Raw genomic sequence first — 17,631 nt, forward strand, 5'->3', positions numbered from 1 at the left:
GACGCGCGCGCTTACGCGTGCACGCGCGCCCGGTCGGCGCGCGGCATCGCCGGCCACGCGCAAACGGAATGGATCCGCGCCATCGTCGCCTCGTTTCGTCGCATGAATGACACCGCGACGGCGCCGCCGGGCGCCGTTCGCGCGGGCAGCGCGCCGCAACGCGCCGCCCGTGATTCAAGTCTAGTTCGCGCGCGGACGTCGCGCATTGTCCGACAAACGCCTTTCATCGACGCCGCCGGCCGCGTTATAGTCGCGTTCGTGACATTTTAGTGACAGCCGGCGTCGCCCGCGCCCGGGCGCGACGCCGGCCGTTGCGTCCCGCCGCGCGTCGCGGCAGGCTGTGCGACGCTGCCGCGCATCGAACGACAACCGCCCATCCGAGGAGCACACGACGTGAACGACACCCCCGATCGCCCCGACGACCTTCCCGCCGATCCCGACCGCCGCCGCATGCTCGGCGGCCTCGCCGCGCTCGGCGCGGGCGTCGCGCTCGGCGGCTGCGAGACCACGCCGGGCAGCGCGCCGCGCTCGGCCGCCGACCTGCGGATCGACGACGCGCTGCGCCGGCAGGTGCGCCACATCGTCGTGATCTATGCGGAGAACCGCAGCTTCGCGAACCTGTACGGCGATTTCCCGGGCGTGCAATATCCGCTGAGCGAGGTGAAACCCGAGCACGCGCGGCAGCTCGATCGCGACGGCAAGACGCCGCTGCCGGTGCTGCCGAAGATCTGGGGCGGGCTCGTGCCGCAGGCGCAGGAAGTCGGCGGCCAGCGCTACGCGATCGCCGAGCGCGACATCGACAAGCTGCCGAACGCGCCGTTCCGGATCGCAGACGCGCAGGGCAAGCCGCTGCCGAACGGCGTGATCACGCGCGACCTGTGGCACCGCTTCTACCAGAACCAGATGCAGATCGCCGCGGGCCGCAACGACCAGTTCGCCGCGTGGGCCGATTCCGGCGGCCTCGTGATGGGCCATTACCGCAATTCCGCCGACACGCTGCGGCTGTGGAACCTCGCACGGCAATACACGCTGTGCGACAACTTCTTCATGGCGGCCTTCGGCGGGTCGTGGCTGAACCACATGTTCCTGATTTCCGCGCAGCCGCCGATGTATCCGGATGCGCACAAGCATCCGCATGCGGCGAAGCTGCTGTCGAAGGTCGACGGCGACGATCCGGCCGGCACGCGCCTGACGCTCGCCGCCGATTCGCCCGCGTCCGCGCTCGACGGCCCGCCGAAGTTCGCGGTCGACGGCCCGCTGACGCCCGATGGCTACGGCGTCAACACGATGGCGCCGCCGTATCAGCCGAGCTACGTGCCGCCGGCCGATCCGGGCAACGCCGCGTATGCGGATCCGTCCGATCATCGCGTGATCCCGCCGCAAGGCCATGCGACGATCGGCGACCGCCTGTCGGAGAAGAACGTCGACTGGGCGTGGTACAGCGGCGCGTGGCAGTACGCGCTCGAGCACCGCGACACCGGCATGGTGCCGGATTTCCAGTACCACCACCAGCCGTTCAACTACTTCGTGAACTACGCGCCGGGCACCGACGCGCGCCGCAAGCACCTGCGCGATGCGGGCCTCGGCGACGAGCCGTCGACCAATCATTTCATCGCCGACATCGACGCGGGCCGCCTGCCGGCCGTCGCGTTCTACAAGCCGCAGGGCAACCTGAACATGCACGCGGGTTATGCGGACGTCGAATCCGGCGACCGCCACATCGCGCACGTGATCGAACGCATCCGGCGCGGCCCGCAGTGGGCGAACACGGTGATCGTGATGACGCACGACGAGAACGGCGGCTGGTGGGATCACGTCGCGCCGCCGGTCGGCGATCGCTGGGGCCCCGGCTCGCGGATTCCGGCGCTCGTGATTTCGCCGTTCGCGAAGAAGGGTTACGTCGACCACACGATGTACGACACGAACTCGATCCTGCGCTTCATCAGCCGCGTGCACGGGCTCGCGCCGCTCGACGGCGTCGCCGCGCGCGACAAGGCGTTCGCGGCGCGCGGCGCGACGCCGCCGGGCGATCTGACGAACGCGCTCGATCTCGGCTGACGAACGACTGACGCCTCGCTGAAACGACGACGCCCCGGTGCAACGCGGTTGCCCGGGGCGTCGTGTTTTGCCGCGTGCGTTCTGCGTTCTGCGATCCGTGCTCCACGCAGGCGACGCTACGCGACGCCGTGCAACGCGTCGCTCGCCGCACTTGCGGCATGACGACCTGCCTGCCGGCCGAAGAACGTCGCATCGGCCAGCGACAATCCCGAGCTGTACCCGGCGCCCCAGCGCGGCAGCCCGCAGGTCGTGCGGCCGGCCGCATAGAGGCCCGCCACCGGTATGCGCGCCGCGTCGAGCACCTGCCCGGTCGGCAGCGTATCGAGTCCGCCCAGCGTGAAATGCGGGTAGAACGCGTAATCGATCCGGCAATCGAGCGCGACGAACGGCGGCTCGATCAGCGGCTTCAGCCACTTCCTCGCCTTGTGGAACAGCGGATCGACGCCTTCGGCCGCGTGACGGTTGTAGACGTCGACGGTCGCCGTCAGCGTGCCGGCCGGCATCTGCAGGTCGCGCTCGACTTCGTCCCAGGTCTCGCCGGCCGCCGCGATGCCGATCCGCGCGATGTCCGGCGGCTCCTGGTAGGTCGCCTGGTCGACCAGCAGGTAGACCCGGTCGTCGGCCTGGTGGAACGCGTGGTGGCCCGTGCGGCCGTGATAGCCGTCCTCGTTGATGAAACGCTGCCCGCGCGCGTTCACGAAGATCCCGCGGATCAGCGATTCGGGCGCGTAGAACGGCAGGCTGACGAAACCCTGGTCCATGTGGATCGCGGCGCCGCCCGCGCTCTGGCCGAGCAGGATGCCCGAGCCGTCGTCGCCGGGGCTGCCGATCGGTTCGGCTGAGCGCAGGAACTGCGGCGCATGCCGGCGCACCATGTCGCGGTTCATCGCGAAGCCGCCCGCACACAGGATCACCGCGCGGCGCGCCCGCACGAACGCCGTCTCGCCGTACGCCCGCAGCACGACGCCTCGCACCGCGCCGGCATCGTCGACGATCAGCGCCTGTGCGCGCGTGTCGTAGCGCGTCGACACGCCGAGCGCCTGCACGCGCTCGGCCAGCACGCGCATCAGCATCTGCCCGCCGCCCCAGCCCGGCCATTGCGGCGTGTGGCCACGCGGGCAAGGCTTCGCGCTCTCGCTGAACGGCCAGGCCTCCTCGCTGCCCGACCAGATCAGGCAGTCGTCGGTTTCCGGCTCGACGATCCGTTCGGCGATGAACGTGTTCTTGTACGTGACGCCCTGCGCGACCAGCCAGTCGTGATGCGCGAGGCTCTCGTTCGCATAGAGGCGCACCTTCGCCTCGTCGGCGTCGCGGCCGCCCGCGAGCATCAGGTAGCGGTACAGGTCCTCGGTGTCGTCGCTGAAGCCGGCCTGCCGCTGCGCGGGCGTGCCGCCGCTGCCGCCGAGGTAGATCTCGCCGCCGGACAGCGCGCTCGTGCCGCCGTAGCTCGACGCGCGCTCGACGATCAGCGTGTCGGCGCCGGCGCTCGCGGCTTCGATCGCCGCGCACGCGCCGGCCGCGCCGAAGCCGACGATCACGACGTCGTGTTCGGCGTCCCAGCGATGGACGTCGCGGATATTCAGGGGGCGAGCGAGGGAATATTCGGATGACATGGAGGCAAGGGTCTGCGTGAAGGGATTCGGTGAAAGGCGGCGGTCGGGGCGCTGCGCGGCCGGCCCGGCAGGCCGGCGCGTCGTCGATGCGAGCGATCGCAGGCACGCGAACGCCGCGTCGTCGACGGGGAAATCGAGCGGCAGCGGCGAGCCAAGCCGGGGGCATGCACACGCCGGACGAACTGCCGCGAGCGCGCCGCGCCGCGCCGCGCCGCGACACTGCGCTGCGCGAACGCCGTCCACCCGGTCGCCGTCGCATCGTGACGGCGTCAACGTGACATCGAGTCGGCGCGGCACGCGGCCACGCCGTCGTCACATGCCGCGCAACGCGGCGAAACCGAAGCGCGAGGGATCGATCGGCACGCAACCGGTCGGCAGCCCGTTCGCATCGAGCGAGCGACATTGCAGGATGCCGGCCGCATACGGCGGCGCCGGGACCTGATCGGCGCCATATCGCGCCATCACCATCGCCGCGAACGCGCCCGTCGCCAATACGCACAGCTTGCGAGTCGTCAGTCTCATGATCGTGTCCCCTCCGGTTGGCCGCTATCGCGGTTCGTGTCCGGCGCACTGGCCTCGGGCAAACAGGCAACCGCACCGGATGACTGCACGGTAGCCAGCGCCGGCCCGCCGGCCATCGTCCATTTCGACTAGGGGCAAACGCGAAGCGGCCCTGACGCGACGTACTGCGCCGCAGCATCGCCGAGCGGTGGCAGCGGCGTCGCGATCCGAAAACCGCGTGCCTTGGCCCGTCGTGACGGGGCGCGCGATCTTCGGACGCACGCCGCGCGTTCACCGCTGCATCGCACCATCGGACGATGCGCGGCCATCGCGCCGGTGTTTTCCCTGATCGTGCCCCTGCTCCGTATGGATGATGAGGATCGCGCGGCCGGATGCGAACCTGCGGGTCGACGTCGCAATGCCGTCGCGTCCGCGCTCGCGGCGCGGCCGAGTCTTTCCGTTCATTCACGGGAGTACCGCATGACCGATTCGAATCCCCGCCACGCGCTGTACGAACTCGCGTGCCGTTACGCGCAGGCCGTCGACCGGCGCGACTGGCCGCGCCTCGCCACCCTCTTCACCGCCGACGCCCAGCTCGACGGCCCCGGTTTCCGTTTCGACGACCGCGATGCGATCGTCGCCGGCATGCGCGTGATCGAGCGCTACGAAACCACCCAGCATCACGTGCACAACCAGCTCGCCACGCTCGACGGCGGTGAGGCCGACGTCGAGACCTACTGCCTCGCGTGCCACGTGTACGTGCGCGACGGCGTGAAGCGCAAGCTCGACTGGGGGCTGCGCTATCGCGACCGCTGCGTGTTCGACGGCGGCACGTGGCGCTTCGCCGCGCGCACGCTGCACGTCGACTGGTCGCAAGACCTGCCGCTGGAGGGCTGAACGATGCGCGCATCCCTTCCCCTCGCCGGCCGCACCGCGCTCGTCACGGGCGGCGCCGGCGGCATCGGCGCGGCCTGCGCGCACGCGCTTGCCGCCGATGGCGCGGCCGTCGTGCTGATGGGCCGCCGCCGCGATGCACTCGAACGCACGCAGCGGCACCTGACCGACACGCTGCCCGGCAGCCGCGTCGCGATCCATGCCGGCGACGCGTGCGACGACGGCGACCTGCAGGCGGCGCTGGATACCGCGTGGGCGCTCGACGGCCGGCTCGACATCGTCGTGCCGACCGTCGGCGGTGCCGGGTTCCGGCCGCTGCTGATGCACGACGCCGACAGCTTCCGCGCGGAAATCGAGCTGAACCTGAACAGCGCGTTCGCCGCGATCCGTCACGCGGCGCCGAGGCTCGCCGACAGCGGCGGCGGCACGATCGTCTGCATCTCGTCGACGGCCGCGCAGATCAATTTCCGCTGGCTGACCGCGTACTGCACCGCGAAGGCCGCGCTAGAAGCGCTGGTGCGCGGGGCCGCCGAGGAACTGGCCGGCGCGAGGATCCGCGTGAACGCGGTGCGGCCGGGCCTCACGCGCTCGGAGGCCACCGCGCCGATGTTCGACAACCGGGCGCTCGTCGACAGCTTCCTCGACCAGATTCCGCTCGGCTCACTCGGCGAGCCGGAAGCGATCGCGCACGCGGTGCGCTATCTCGCCGGCCCCGAGTCGGGCTGGGTCACCGGCCAGAGCTTCGCGGTCGACGGCGGCCACGAGCTGCGCGCCAACCCGCGCGTCGACGCCACCATCGCGCAGATCTACGGCGCGGCCGCGCTCGACGCGGTCAGGGCCGGCCGTGCGCCGGGCGCCGCATGAGCGCCCGCCTTCTTTCAACGTCACAGGAAATCGACCGGACATGAATCGAGTCGCAAACAAGGTCGCGCTGATCACCGGCGCGGCGAGCGGGGTCGGCCGCGCGGATGCGCTGCTGCTCGTCGCCGAAGGCGCGCGCGTGGTCCTCACCGACATCGACGAGGACGCGGGCCGCGCACTCGCGCGCGAGATCGGCGACACCGCGCTCTTCGTCCATCAGGACATCGCCGACGAAGACGGCTGGCGGCACGCGATCGCGTCGACGCTCGAGCGCTTCGGCCGCCTCGACGTGCTCGTCAACAACGCGGCGATCTGCCCGGTCGGATCGATCGAGGACACGAGCCTCGACACCTGGCGACGCGTGCTGCGTGTCAACGCGGACGGCTACTTTCTCGGCTGCAAGTATGCGATCGGCGCGATGAAGCACAACGACACGCCGGGCTCGATCGTGATGATGTCGTCGGTCGCCGCGCTCGGCGGCCTGCCGATGATGTGCGCGTACACCGGCTCGAAAGGCGCGGTAACGGCGCTCGCGCGCAGCGTCGCCGTGCACTGCAAGCGCAGCGGCTACCGGATCCGCTGCAACTCGATCCATCCGGACGGCATCTGGACACCGATGACGCAGGCGCTGATGCCCGGCCTCGATCCGGCCGAGCTCGGCATCGGCAACGATCCGATGGCACGCATGTGCGATCCGCAGGACGTCGCGAATCTCGTGCTGTTCCTCGCATCCGACGAATCGCGCTTCGTGAACGGCGCGGAGCTGCGGATCGACAACGCGCAACTGGTTGCGTCGCTGTGATGCGGCGCGTGGCTTTTCCGTTCGAAGGAGTAGCGTTCCGATGATTTCCTTTTCCGGCAAGACCGTGCTGGTCACCGGCGGCGGCGCGGGCATCGGCCGCGCGTGCGCGCAAGCGTTCGGCGCGGCGGGCGCGCGGGTCGTGGTGGCCGAGGTCGATCCCGCCCGCGCGCAGGACGTGCGTCAGGCACTCGAAGCCGCGGGCGTCGACGCGCTGGTCGGCACCGTGGACGTCACACGCCGCGACGAGGTCGACGCGTTCGCGCGGACGATCGACGCCCGCTTCGGCGGGCTCGACGTGCTCGTCAACAACGTCGGCGATTTCCTGCAGATCGCGAAACCGTTCGACGACCATACCGACGACGACATCGCGCGGCTGTTCGACGTGAACCTGCGCCAGGTGTTCGTCGTCACGCGCGCGATGCTGTCGTTGCTGCGCAAGCGCGGCGCGGGCAGCAGCATCGTCGGCGTGTCGTCGATCGAGGGCTTTCGCGCGATTCCGAACTGCACCGTGTACGCGTCGTTCAAGGCCGCGCTGACCGGCTTCACGAAAAGCCTCGCGCTCGAACTCGGGCCGGCCGGCATCCGCGTGAACCAGATCGCGCCGGAGACCACCGAGACGCCGCAGGTGCCGGTCAACGCGATGGTCGCGCCCGAGCATCGCGCGCACGTCCCGCGCTGGATTCCGCTCGGGCGCTTCGGTGCGGCCGGCGACATCGCGGGCGCCGCGCTGTTCCTCGCGAGCCCGCTCGCCGCATGGGTCACCGGCACGACGCTGCACGTCGACGGCGGCGCACTCGCGGCGGCCGGCTGGTATCGCGATCCGAACGGATTCTGGACCAACATGCCGGTCGTCACCGGCAACGGCTTCAATTTCTGAGCGACGTTCCGCACGGATTCGTCCGTTCAATCATCGGTTCAATTCAAGCGGCGCAGCGGCGCCGCCACCGGAGACACCATGAAAATCCTGATCATCGGCGGTACCGGCCTCATCGGCGGCCACGCCGCATTGCATCTGCGCGCGCAAGGCAACGACGTGACGCTCGCCGCGCGCAAGCCGCCCGCGCCGGGCAGCGCGCTCGCGCAATTCGACGTGCTGCTGCGCGACTACGTGGCCGGCAACTTCACGCGCGACGATCTCGCGCCATTCGACGCGGTCGTGTTCGCGGCCGGCAACGACATTCGCCACCTGCCGCCCGGCACCGACGAAGCCGCGCACTGGGAACGCGCGAACGTCGACGCGGTGCCGCGCTTCTTCGCGCTCGCGCGCGACGCCGGCGTAAAGCGCGCGGTGCTGGTCGGCAGCTTCTATCCGCAGGTCGCGCCGGCGCTCGTCGACACGGTGCCGTACGTGCGCTCGCGCCATCTCGCCGACGAACGCGTGCGCGCGCTCGCGTCGCCGTCGTTCGCGGTGTGCAGCGTGAATGCGCCGTTCGTGGTCGGCTCGGTGCCGGGGCTGCGCAACGAGATGTTCGCCGCGTACACGGGCTACGCGCAGGGGAAACTCGCGGGGCTGCCGGTGTACGGGCCGGCCGGCGGCAGCAACTTCATCTCGACGCAATCGCTGTCGGAAGCGATCTGGGGCGCGCTGCAACGCGGCGAATCCGGCAAGGCCTATCTCGTCGGCGACGAGAACCTGAGCTTCGCCGACTACTTCGCTGCATTCTTTCGCGCGGCCGGCAATCCGCAGCCGGTGCCGTCGCTCGACCAGGAGCATCCGCTGCTGCCGGACATCGCGATCTATACGGGGCGCGGTAACGTCGTGGCGTACGAGCCGGACCCGGCCGATATCGCGCTGCTGCGCTACCGGCGCGGCGACGTGCAGCGCGCGGTGAATGAGGTGGTTGCGCAGTGCGGCGCGTAAGCGCACGGCCGGCGTTGCACGCGCGACGCTGAAACGAAGCAGAAACGAAAACGTCCCGCCACCGGCGATGCATGCCGGCGGCGGGACGTTCGTGCCGCAACGGCGTTACGTCGTTACCGCGTGACTTCGACTCGCATCGTCAGCCGCCGATACGCTGTTCGATCTTCTTCATCGTCTCGGTCAGCTCCGCCGGCAGACGCAGCTTCAGCGTGTCGAACAGCGCCGCATGCAGCTTCAGTTCCTCGCGCCATTCGCCTGCATTCATCGACGTGACCGCCTCGAACTGCTCGCGCGTGAAGTCGAGCCCGTCCCAGTGCAGGTCGTCATACGCCGGCGACACGCCGAACGCATGTTCGCCGCCGCCGCCGTTGCCTTCGAGGCGATCGAGCATCCACTTCAGCACGCGCATGTTCTCGCCGAAGCCCGGCCACACGAACTTGCCGTTCGCGTCCTTGCGGAACCAGTTCACGCAGTAGATCTTCGGCAGCGTCGCGCCCGCGCCTTCGAGCTGCTTGCCGAGCTTCAGCCAGTGCGCGAAATAATCGCTCATGTTGTAGCCGCAGAACGGCAGCATCGCGAACGGGTCGCGGCGCACCACACCCTGCTGGCCGGCCGCGGCGGCGGTCGTCTCGGAGCCCATCGTCGCGGCCATGTACACGCCTTCGACCCAGTCGCGCGCCTCGGTCACGAGCGGCACGGTCGTCGAGCGGCGGCCGCCGAAGATGAACGCGTCGATCGGCACGCCGGCCGGGTTCTCCCAGTCCGCGTCGATCGACGGGCATTGCGATGCCGGCGCCGTGAAGCGCGAGTTCGGATGCGCGGCCTTGCGGCCCGTTTCCTTGCCGATCTCCGGCGTCCACGGGTTGCCCTGCCAGTCCGTCAGCTTCGCGGGCGGTGTGTCGGTCAGGCCTTCCCACCACACGTCGCCGTCCTCCGTCAGCGCGACGTTCGTGAAGATCACGTTCTCCTTCAGCGTCGAGATCGCATTCGGGTTGGTCTTCACGCCGGTGCCCGGCGCGACGCCGAAGAAACCGGCTTCCGGGTTGATCGCATACAGGCGCCCGTCGCGGCCGGGCTTCAGCCACGCGATGTCGTCGCCGATCGTCGTGACCTTCCAGCCGTCGAAGCCCTGCGGCGGGATCAGCATCGCGAAGTTGGTCTTGCCGCACGCGGACGGGAACGCGGCCGCGACGTGATACTTCTTGCCGGCCGGCGACGTCACGCCGAGGATCAGCATGTGTTCGGCGAGCCAGCCCTGGTCGCGGCCCATCGTCGACGCGATGCGCAGCGCGAAGCACTTCTTGCCGAGCAGCGCGTTGCCGCCATAGCCGGAGCCGAAGCTCCAGATTTCACGCGTATCGGGGAAATGCACGATGTACTTGACCGGGTTGCACGGCCACGGCACGTCATTCTGGCCCGCTTCGAGCGGATGGCCGACGCTGTGCACGCACGGCACGAATTCGCCGTCCTCGCCGAGCACGTCATACACCTCGCGGCCCATGCGCGTCATGATCCGCATGTTCACGACCACGTACGGGCTGTCGGACAGCTCGACCCCGACGTGCGCGATCGGCGAGCCGAGCGGGCCCATCGAGAACGGCACGACGTACAGCGTGCGGCCGCGCATCGAGCCGCGGAACAGGCCGTTCAGCGTCTCGCGCATTTCTTCCGGCGCGATCCAGTTGTTGGTCGGGCCGACGTCGTCGGGCGATTCGGTGCAGATGAAGGTGCGGTCCTCGACGCGCGCGACGTCGGACGGATCGGACTGCGCGAGATACGAGTTCGGGCGCTTCGCCGGGTTCAGGCGCGTGAGCGTGCCCTGGTCGACCATCGCCTGGCACAGCGCGTCGTTCTCTTCCTGCGAGCCGTCGCACCAGACGACACGCTCGGGCTCCGTCAGCGCCGCGATGCGCGATACCCAGTCGATCAGCTTGCGATGTTTGACGTATGCCGGGGGAGCGATCAGCGGGCCGTGCGTCGCTTCGGCCAAAGAGTTTTGCGACATGGGAATGTCTCCAGATTATTGGGCGGGGATGGGGGATGCGGGGCGAGCCCGCGAGATGGGGAATGCGGTCGGAGCGCAGGTTGAAGCGACGCGCAAGGCGGGACGCGCGAGCGGAGCGCGTGTCGATGCCGCGATGCGGGCGAGAGAATGTGATGTCTCGTATGAGTGTGCGAACGCGAGTTTCGCCATGCAAGCAACCTGCCGTACAACTCCATATCGGCCAGCATACCATCGCCGTTATTGGGCTGGCGTTGCGTTGCAACAAGAAACAACTGTGTCGACGCGCCGGCACGCCGCTTGCCGGCAGGTCCTTTTTTTGCGCCGCCGCGTACGCTTTGGGGACGAAACGGCTGGAACGTCCGTCCGGCAAGGGTTTCGCAAAAACGCAAAATCGGCGCGACACGTTCGCATGCGATGCACCCGAACCGTCGCCGTCCGAATTCGCGTTTTCGCTACTCAGGCAAACCCTGAATTAGGTTGCGTACACAAACATCCGTCGCGCACGCGTTGTGTACGCTACCGCTCAAAACGGCGCGCCGGGCAATCCGGGGTAATACGCGCCCGCCGCCATCCCGCCGTCGACCGACAGCTCGGCGCCGTTGCAGTACGACGCTTCGTCGCTCGCGAGAAACAGCGTCGCGCGCGCGATTTCCTCAGGCAAGCCGACACGCTGCAGCGGCACGTGCGTGTAGTGCTTGTTGACTTCGTCGAGCGGCGCGCCGGTCGGGTTCGACATCGCGGTGTTCACGCCACCGGGATGGATCGAATTCACGCGCACGCCCTGGTGGCCGAGTTCGAGCGCCGCCACCTTCGTCAGCCCGCGCACGCCCCATTTGCTCGAGACATAGGCGGCCAGCGCATTCACGCCGCGCAGCCCGTCCACCGACGAAATGTTGACGATCGACCCGCGCTTTTGCGCGATCATGCGCGGCGCGATCGTATGGATGCCGACGAACGTGCCGACAAGATTGATCGACACCGCACGCTCGAAATCGCGTTTCGACAACTCGGTGATCGCGCCGAACATCAGCACCGCCGCGTTGTTGACGAGCACGTCGATGCGGCCGAACTGCTCGACGGTCGCGTCGGCCACGCGTTGCCAGTTTGCTTCGTCGGCCACGTCGAGCCGCATGAAGCGCGCGGCGTCGCCGAGCTCGCGCGCGAGCGCCTCGCCTTCCGCGTCGAGCACGTCGGCGATCACGACGCGCGCGCCCTCTTCGACGAACAGCCTGCACGTCGCCGCGCCCATTCCGCGCGCGCCGCCCGTGACGATCGCTACCTTTCCTTCCAGTCGACTCATGTCGTTCTCTCTTCGATTCGTTTCGATTTCAGTTCCGGTTCCGGTTCCGGTTCCGGTTCCGGTTCCGGTTCCGGTTCCGTTTGCTGGCCGCCACGCCCGGCTGCACGCCGGTGCGCGGCCGATCACGAGCTGACGACGACGCGGCGATCCCGCGCCAGCCGTCAGCCCCAGTACGCCTGCCCGCCGTCGAGCGGCAGCGTCGCGCCCGTCAGGTAGGCCGCGTCACGGCTCGCGAGAAACACGATCGCGCGCCCGATGTCCTGCTCGCAGTCGCCGACGCGGCCGAGCGGGATCGTGCGGAAGAACGCGGCGGCCTCGTCCGGGTTCGCGTCGACCCAGCCCTTCAGCCCCGGCGACAGCGCATGCGGCGCGACCGCGTTCACGCGGATGCCGTCGGCGCCCCATTCGCATGCCGCCGCACGCGTGAGCGCACGAATCGCTTCCTTGGTTGCCGCATAGGCGCCGTAACCCGACGTGTCCCAGCGCACCGCGGCCGACGATGCGAAATTGACGATCACGCCATCGCCCTTCAGATGCGGATGACACGCGCGCATCATCCGCAGCGTGGCGATCGGCCCCGATTCGAGGCCCGCGAGAAAATCCGCGTCGGTCACGTCGAGCAGGCGGCCGAGCGGTACGACCTGCGCGTTGTTGATCAGGATCTGCACGCCGCGAAAACGCTCGACCACAGCATCGACGCACTGCGCGATCTGCGCGGCGTCCATCACGTCGCACACGAACGGCTCCGCGACCCCGCCGCGTGCGCGAATCGCATCGCACGTCGCGGCCAGCTTGTCGCGTGTGCGGCCGACCACGGCCACCTGCGCGCCTTCGGCTGCGAGCGCGTGCGCGACACCTTGCCCGACGCCCTGCCCCGCGCCCGTCACGAGCGCGACCTTGCCCTTGAGCATGCCCATGCGCGCTCCTTAAGCGACGATTGCCGGATGCGCCTGCACGGGGCCGCCGAGCAGTTCGCGATACGACGGCGGCTGTTTGCCGTCGAGATCAGAAATGCCGTACTGCAGCGCGGCTTCCGCGCCGACCAGCACCTGCCCGGACAGCGCCATGCGCTGCGGATCGGCATGGATCGCGTGAATCACGCGGCCGGTGAATTCGGGGCTTTCGGCGACGAGCGAGAATTCCTTGTAGAGGTCCGGATGCTCGTCCCACACGCGCGTCGTGCGCTCGGTGCGCAGCGGCCCCATCCAGATCGACACGGCCGCGACGTCGAACGGCTTCAGGTCGACCGCCATGTCCTTCGCGAACTTGTCGACACCGGATTTCTGCGCGCCGTACGCGGCGCCGTGCATGTAGCAGCTCGCGCCGAACGACGACGTGAACGCGATCAGCCCGCTGCGGCGCTTCGCCATCAGCGGCGCGGCATGCCAGCTCGCGACATAGGCCGAACGCAGCCCGACGTCGAGGATGTTCACGAGGTCGAGCGACTTCTCCCAGAACGGGCCCGGCAGGATCAGCTGGTCGTGCAGGTACGTCGCGTTGTTGACGAGGATGTCGAGCCGCCCGCTTTCCCGTTCGACACGCTCGAACAGCGCCTTCACCTGCGCGTCGTCCGCGTGGTCGCACGCGACCGCGATCCCGCGGCCGCCGAGCGCGTCGATCTCGCGCGCGGTCTCGTGGATCGTGCCGGGCAGCGGCGCATCGCCTTCGTTCTGCGAGCGGCCCGTCACGTAGACGGTCATGCCGGCCGCACCGAGCGCGCGCGCGATGCCCTTGCCTGCGCCGCGCGACGCGCCCGTCACGACGGCGACCGGCGCCTCGTGGTTCTGTGTCATGTTCGATGTCTCCTGGGGGAATGTTCTCGACCGGCGCGGGGAGCGCGCGTCGTTTCGTTATGCGGCAGGCGGCTGCGCGCCGGCGAACAGCACGCCAGGCGGATCGCCGTCGTAGCGGGCCGACAGCGTCGACGTGACGACGCAGCGCGTGGCCGCGATTTTCCATTCGCCGTCGACCTTCCGGTATTCGTCGTCGTAGGTCGCGCCGAGCTGCGTGAGCGTGCGCGCATCGGTGTCGAGCATCTGGTAATGCAGCCCCCACGTGCCGCGCGCATGCGTGTCGTCGAGCACGGTGATGTGCGGATTCACGCCGTGGTGCATCTCGACGATGTGCGGGTGGCAGCCGAGCCGCTCGAACACGTCGACGAGCGCGTCGCGATGCTCGAACGTGCCGATCCGGCCATAGTCGATGTGCACGGTGCCGGGCGCGAAACAATCGCGCATCCCTTGCGGATCCTTCCGGTCGCAGCACGTGAAGTAGCGGGCCTTCAGCTGGCGGATAGCGTCGGCGTCCTCGAGCCTGCGCACGCGCACTTCCATTCGTTCGATCGGGGTCATGCCGTCTCCTTGGTCTCGTGTGCGCGGATCGAAGCCGCGTCGACGCCACGTTACAGCCGCACGAATGGCCGGCCATCACCTGTTTGGATGAAACCGAGGGTTCGTATCGACGGCGGTGAATGCGGCAGTCGCGGCCGTCCCGGCGTTCGTCCGAACAGACGATGTGACATGAGTGGCTTCGTTCCTAAGATCGGACGACACCACCACGAGACACGGCGATGGACGAGACGACCCGCACGCTCTACGAGTACGAGCAGATCCGCCAGCTGAAGTACCGGTATTTCCGCGCGATCGACACGCACGACTGGGCGTTGCTCGAACAATGCGTGACCGAGGATTGCGAGGTGCGCCTGCAAGGCGGCCGCTATGCGTACGACGGCCGCGACGCATTCGTGTCGAGCCTGCGTGCGCTGATCGGCAAGCCGACCTTCCTGACGATGCATCACGGCCATCATCCCGAGCTCACGCTGGTGTCCGCCGGTCACGCGTGCGGCGTGTGGTTTCTCGAGGATCACGCGATCAATCTCGAGGATGACTACCTGGTGCACGGCACCGCGTTCTACGACGACCAGTACGTGAAGCACGACGGTGTGTGGCGCATTCACGCGACGCGTCACGAGCGCCTGTTCGAAACCGTCACGTCGCCGATTCCGCCGTCGTTCACGCTGACCGCGAACCGCTTCGCGCCGCACGCGCACGACGCAACGCGCCCGGCCGATTCGGCCGTCAACGCTTCCTGAAACCCGGCGGCAGCGCCGCCGATCCCGTCATTCCCCCCTGGAGCCGGAGCAATGGAGAAAGTCATTTACGTGTTGTGGCGCGACGCGCAGGCCGCGCCCGAGCCGTGGAGCCGCAGCGTGCGCGCGCAGCTCGCCGACAAGCTGCTGTCGCTCGGCGCGCACGGCGTGCAGGTGAACGTCGCCGACGCCGACGTCGCGCCGGCCGCCGGCCTCAAGCAGACCAACACGCACCCGGGCATCGACGGCATCGTCGCGGTATGGATCGACAGTGCGAACCCGATGTTCCGCCAGCCGTTCGACGACGCGGTGCGCGCGGCCGTCCCGCACATGGCCGCGTATCTGGTCACCGAATCGCAGCCGATTCCGAACACGCGCTTTCCGGCGCGGCCCGGCGAGCGCACCAGCGGCTTCTCTCAGCTCGCGTTCCTGAAGCGCCCGCCGCGCCTCACGCACGAAGCGTGGCTCGATGTGTGGCACGGCCATCACACGCGCGTCGCGATCGATACTCAGGATAACTTCCTGTACGTTCAGAACGTGGTCGTGCGCGCGCTCACGCATGCGGCGCCCGGCTACGACGCGATCGTCGAGGAGTGCTTCCCGGCCGCGGCGATGACCGATCCGTACGCGTTCTTCGATGCGGTCGGCGACGAGGAGAAATTCCAGCGCAACGTCGCGGAGATGATGGACAGCTGCGGACGCTTCATCGACTTCGACAAGATCGACGTGGTGCCGACGAGCCAGTACGTCGTGAAGGCGGTGCGCGGATAAAACGCGGATAAAAAAAACGCCAACCCGTCATGAACGGGTTGGCGTCGTGCCGCGGGTATGACGATTACGAGAACTGGTTCATCGTGTTGTCCTTGCCCGCCGCCTTCAGCGCTGCTTCGCCGCTGAAGTATTCCTTGTGGTCGTCGCCGATATCCGAGCCGGACATGTTCTGGTGCTTGACGCACGCGATGCCCTGGCGAATTTCCTTGCGCTGCACGCCGGCCACGTAACCGAGCATGCCCTGGTCGCCGAAGTATTCCTTCGCGAGGTTGTCGGTCGACAGCGCGGCCGTGTGGTACGTCGGCAGCGTGATCAGGTGATGGAAGATGCCGGCTTCGCGCGATGCATCGGCCTGGAACGTGCGGATCTTCTCGTCGGCGAGCTTGGCCAGTTCGGTCTCGTCGTACTCGACGCTCATCAGCTGCGCGCGGTCGTATGCCGACACGTCCTTGCCCGCGGCCTTCAGCGCGTCATATGCCTGCTGACGGAAGTTCAGCGTCCAGTTGAACGACGGGCTGTTGTTGTACACCAGCTTCGCGTTCGGGATGACCTTGCGGATTTCGCTGACCATGCCGCCGATCTGCGCGATGTGCGGCTTTTCGGTTTCGATCCACAGCAGGTCGGCGCCGTTCTGCAGCGACGTGATGCAGTCGAGCACGCAGCGTGCTTCGCCCGTGCCGGCGCGGAACTGGAACAGGTTGCTCGGCAGGCGCTTCGGACGCAGCAGCTTGCCGTCGCGCTTGATGACGACGTCACCGTTGCCCAGCTGGTCGGCCGACAGTTCCTCGCAGTCGAGGAACGCGTTGTACTGGTCGCCCAGGTCGCCCGGCGTGTTGGTCACGGCGATCTGCTTGGTCAGGCCGGCGCCGAGCGAGTCGGTACGGGCGACGATGATGCCGTCGTCCACGCCCAGCTCCAGGAACGCGTAGCGGATCGCGCGGATCTTCGCGAGGAAGTCCTCGTGCGGCACCGTGACCTTGCCGTCCTGGTGGCCGCACTGCTTCTCGTCGGACACCTGGTTCTCGATCTGGATGCAGCACGCGCCCGCTTCGATGAACTGCTTGGCCAGCAGGTAGGTCGCTTCCGCGTTGCCGAAACCGGCGTCGATGTCGGCGATGATCGGCACGACGTGCGTCACGTGGTTGTCGATCTTTTCCTGGATCGCGGCCTTGGCTGCGGCGTCCTTCGCAGCATCGAGCTCGCGGAACAGGCCGCCGAGTTCACGTGCATCGGCCTGGCGCAGGAACGTGTACAGCTCGCGGATCAGCGCGCTGACCGAGGTCTTTTCGTGCATCGACTGGTCCGGCAGCGGGCCGAACTCCGAGCGCAGCGCGGCGACCATCCAGCCCGACAGGTACAGGTAACGGCGTTCGGTGCTGTTGAAGTGCTTCTTAATGGAGATCATCTTCTGCTGGCCGATGAAGCCGTGCCAGCAACCCAGCGACTGCGTGTACTTGGCCGGGTCGGCGTCGTACGCGGCCATGTCGGCGCGCATGATCTTCGCGGTGTACTTCGCGATGTCGAGCCCCGTCTTGAACTTGTTCTGGGCACGCATGCGGGCCGCATACTCGGGGCTGATGGCGTTCCACGCGCTGCCGTGGTTTTCCTTCAAGCCAGCCACTGCCTTGATGTCGTCTTGATATTGGGACATGTCAATCTCCTGGGAACGAAGCGCATTTGAGTAAAGGGTTCAGCGTGCCCGCTCCGTGTGACGAAGCGAACTGCATGGACTCAATGGTAACGCCGCACGACGCACTGTCGAGCAACTCTTATATAAGACATAAGATATAAATTCTGCTTGTTTTTCAATGAGATAAGCAACGCGTTTTGCGATGCAAAACAGGTTTTCAAGCGGCGGGAAGATGACGCGGCCGGAA

16 protein-coding genes are annotated in these 17,631 nt (G+C 68.1%); 8 read left to right on the plus strand and 8 right to left on the minus strand.

The genetic code is table 11. The annotated features are described in order from the left end of the window. Window positions 1-393: 393 nt before the first annotated feature. A complete protein-coding gene (locus DID98_RS13660; RefSeq protein ID WP_124570844.1) occupies window positions 394-2,058 on the plus strand; it encodes an acid phosphatase in 1,665 nt (554 codons plus the stop codon). Window positions 2,059-2,174: 116 nt separating this feature from the next. On the opposite strand, the gene DID98_RS13665 is transcribed toward DID98_RS13660, so the two are convergent. Then, complete coding sequence (locus DID98_RS13665; RefSeq protein ID WP_124570845.1) at window positions 2,175-3,671, minus strand: FAD-dependent oxidoreductase; 1,497 nt, start codon at window positions 3,669-3,671, stop codon at window positions 2,175-2,177. 312 nt (window positions 3,672-3,983) lie between these two features. Next, complete coding sequence (locus tag DID98_RS13670; RefSeq protein ID WP_124484730.1) at window positions 3,984-4,193, minus strand: hypothetical protein; 210 nt, start codon at window positions 4,191-4,193, stop codon at window positions 3,984-3,986. A gap of 459 nt (window positions 4,194-4,652) precedes the next feature. On the opposite strand from DID98_RS13670, the gene DID98_RS13675 reads away from it, so the two are divergent. From DID98_RS13675 to DID98_RS13695, 5 genes are all read left to right on the plus strand, one after another. After that, window positions 4,653-5,069 (plus strand): nuclear transport factor 2 family protein, encoded by a 417-nt coding sequence (locus DID98_RS13675; RefSeq protein ID WP_124570846.1) that lies wholly within the window; start codon window positions 4,653-4,655, stop codon window positions 5,067-5,069. A gap of 3 nt (window positions 5,070-5,072) precedes the next feature. Continuing rightward, a complete protein-coding gene (locus DID98_RS13680; RefSeq protein WP_124484728.1) occupies window positions 5,073-5,930 on the plus strand; it encodes an SDR family NAD(P)-dependent oxidoreductase in 858 nt (285 codons plus the stop codon). Window positions 5,931-5,970: 40 nt separating this feature from the next. Further along, a complete protein-coding gene (locus tag DID98_RS13685; protein WP_124570847.1) occupies window positions 5,971-6,729 on the plus strand; it encodes an SDR family oxidoreductase in 759 nt (252 codons plus the stop codon). A 40-nt stretch (window positions 6,730-6,769) separates the two neighbouring features. Beyond that, window positions 6,770-7,606: an SDR family NAD(P)-dependent oxidoreductase gene (locus tag DID98_RS13690; protein ID WP_124570848.1), complete on the plus strand. Its 837-nt coding sequence runs from the start codon at window positions 6,770-6,772 to the stop codon at window positions 7,604-7,606. A 78-nt stretch (window positions 7,607-7,684) separates the two neighbouring features. After that, a complete protein-coding gene (locus DID98_RS13695) occupies window positions 7,685-8,590 on the plus strand; it encodes an NAD-dependent epimerase/dehydratase family protein (protein WP_044844601.1) in 906 nt (301 codons plus the stop codon). A gap of 139 nt (window positions 8,591-8,729) precedes the next feature. Here DID98_RS13695 and DID98_RS13700 read toward each other — a convergent pair whose 3' ends face one another. From DID98_RS13700 to DID98_RS13725, 5 genes are all read right to left on the minus strand, one after another. Beyond that, on the minus strand, window positions 8,730-10,595 hold the full coding sequence (locus DID98_RS13700; protein ID WP_124570849.1) for a phosphoenolpyruvate carboxykinase (GTP): 1,866 nt from the start codon (window positions 10,593-10,595) through the stop codon (window positions 8,730-8,732). Between the two features lie 523 nt (window positions 10,596-11,118). Continuing rightward, window positions 11,119-11,895 carry a glucose 1-dehydrogenase gene (locus DID98_RS13710; RefSeq protein WP_124484724.1) on the minus strand — a complete coding sequence of 259 codons (777 nt, stop codon included), beginning with the start codon at window positions 11,893-11,895 and terminating at the stop codon, window positions 11,119-11,121. A 161-nt stretch (window positions 11,896-12,056) separates the two neighbouring features. After that, on the minus strand, window positions 12,057-12,812 hold the full coding sequence (locus DID98_RS13715; protein ID WP_124570850.1) for an SDR family NAD(P)-dependent oxidoreductase: 756 nt from the start codon (window positions 12,810-12,812) through the stop codon (window positions 12,057-12,059). A gap of 9 nt (window positions 12,813-12,821) precedes the next feature. After that, a complete protein-coding gene (locus DID98_RS13720) occupies window positions 12,822-13,688 on the minus strand; it encodes an SDR family NAD(P)-dependent oxidoreductase (protein WP_124570851.1) in 867 nt (288 codons plus the stop codon). A 57-nt stretch (window positions 13,689-13,745) separates the two neighbouring features. Next, window positions 13,746-14,246 carry a nuclear transport factor 2 family protein gene (locus DID98_RS13725; protein WP_124570852.1) on the minus strand — a complete coding sequence of 167 codons (501 nt, stop codon included), beginning with the start codon at window positions 14,244-14,246 and terminating at the stop codon, window positions 13,746-13,748. Window positions 14,247-14,464: 218 nt separating this feature from the next. Between DID98_RS13725 and DID98_RS13730 the strand changes: the two genes are divergently transcribed. After that, a complete protein-coding gene (locus DID98_RS13730; protein ID WP_124524005.1) occupies window positions 14,465-14,986 on the plus strand; it encodes a nuclear transport factor 2 family protein in 522 nt (173 codons plus the stop codon). Window positions 14,987-15,037: 51 nt separating this feature from the next. Further along, a complete protein-coding gene (locus tag DID98_RS13735) occupies window positions 15,038-15,754 on the plus strand; it encodes an EthD domain-containing protein (protein WP_044844608.1) in 717 nt (238 codons plus the stop codon). A 64-nt stretch (window positions 15,755-15,818) separates the two neighbouring features. On the opposite strand, the gene DID98_RS13740 is transcribed toward DID98_RS13735, so the two are convergent. Continuing rightward, entirely contained in the window at window positions 15,819-17,405 is a 1,587-nt protein-coding gene (locus tag DID98_RS13740; RefSeq protein WP_124522875.1) for an isocitrate lyase, read from the minus strand. Window positions 17,406-17,631: the final 226 nt, after the last annotated feature.

Source organism: Burkholderia sp. Bp8984 (assembly GCF_003853755.1).
In the GTDB taxonomy this organism is placed as follows: domain Bacteria; phylum Pseudomonadota; class Gammaproteobacteria; order Burkholderiales; family Burkholderiaceae; genus Burkholderia.

Excerpts from the sequence above, each read along its gene's own strand:
- DID98_RS13665 (WP_124570845.1), bottom strand. The coding sequence starts at position 3,671 with ATGTCATCCGAATATTCCCTCGCTCGCCCCCTGAATATCCGCGACGTC.
- DID98_RS13670 (WP_124484730.1), bottom strand. The coding sequence starts at position 4,193 with ATGAGACTGACGACTCGCAAGCTGTGCGTATTGGCGACGGGCGCGTTC.
- DID98_RS13675 (WP_124570846.1), top strand. The coding sequence starts at position 4,653 with ATGACCGATTCGAATCCCCGCCACGCGCTGTACGAACTCGCGTGCCGT.
- DID98_RS13680 (WP_124484728.1), top strand. The coding sequence starts at position 5,073 with ATGCGCGCATCCCTTCCCCTCGCCGGCCGCACCGCGCTCGTCACGGGC.
- DID98_RS13685 (WP_124570847.1), top strand. The coding sequence starts at position 5,971 with ATGAATCGAGTCGCAAACAAGGTCGCGCTGATCACCGGCGCGGCGAGC.
- DID98_RS13690 (WP_124570848.1), top strand. The coding sequence starts at position 6,770 with ATGATTTCCTTTTCCGGCAAGACCGTGCTGGTCACCGGCGGCGGCGCG.
- DID98_RS13695 (WP_044844601.1), top strand. The coding sequence starts at position 7,685 with ATGAAAATCCTGATCATCGGCGGTACCGGCCTCATCGGCGGCCACGCC.
- DID98_RS13700 (WP_124570849.1), bottom strand. The coding sequence starts at position 10,595 with ATGTCGCAAAACTCTTTGGCCGAAGCGACGCACGGCCCGCTGATCGCT.
- DID98_RS13710 (WP_124484724.1), bottom strand. The coding sequence starts at position 11,895 with ATGAGTCGACTGGAAGGAAAGGTAGCGATCGTCACGGGCGGCGCGCGC.
- DID98_RS13715 (WP_124570850.1), bottom strand. The coding sequence starts at position 12,812 with ATGGGCATGCTCAAGGGCAAGGTCGCGCTCGTGACGGGCGCGGGGCAG.
- DID98_RS13720 (WP_124570851.1), bottom strand. The coding sequence starts at position 13,688 with ATGACACAGAACCACGAGGCGCCGGTCGCCGTCGTGACGGGCGCGTCG.
- DID98_RS13725 (WP_124570852.1), bottom strand. The coding sequence starts at position 14,246 with ATGACCCCGATCGAACGAATGGAAGTGCGCGTGCGCAGGCTCGAGGAC.
- DID98_RS13730 (WP_124524005.1), top strand. The coding sequence starts at position 14,465 with ATGGACGAGACGACCCGCACGCTCTACGAGTACGAGCAGATCCGCCAG.
- DID98_RS13735 (WP_044844608.1), top strand. The coding sequence starts at position 15,038 with ATGGAGAAAGTCATTTACGTGTTGTGGCGCGACGCGCAGGCCGCGCCC.
- DID98_RS13740 (WP_124522875.1), bottom strand. The coding sequence starts at position 17,405 with ATGTCCCAATATCAAGACGACATCAAGGCAGTGGCTGGCTTGAAGGAA.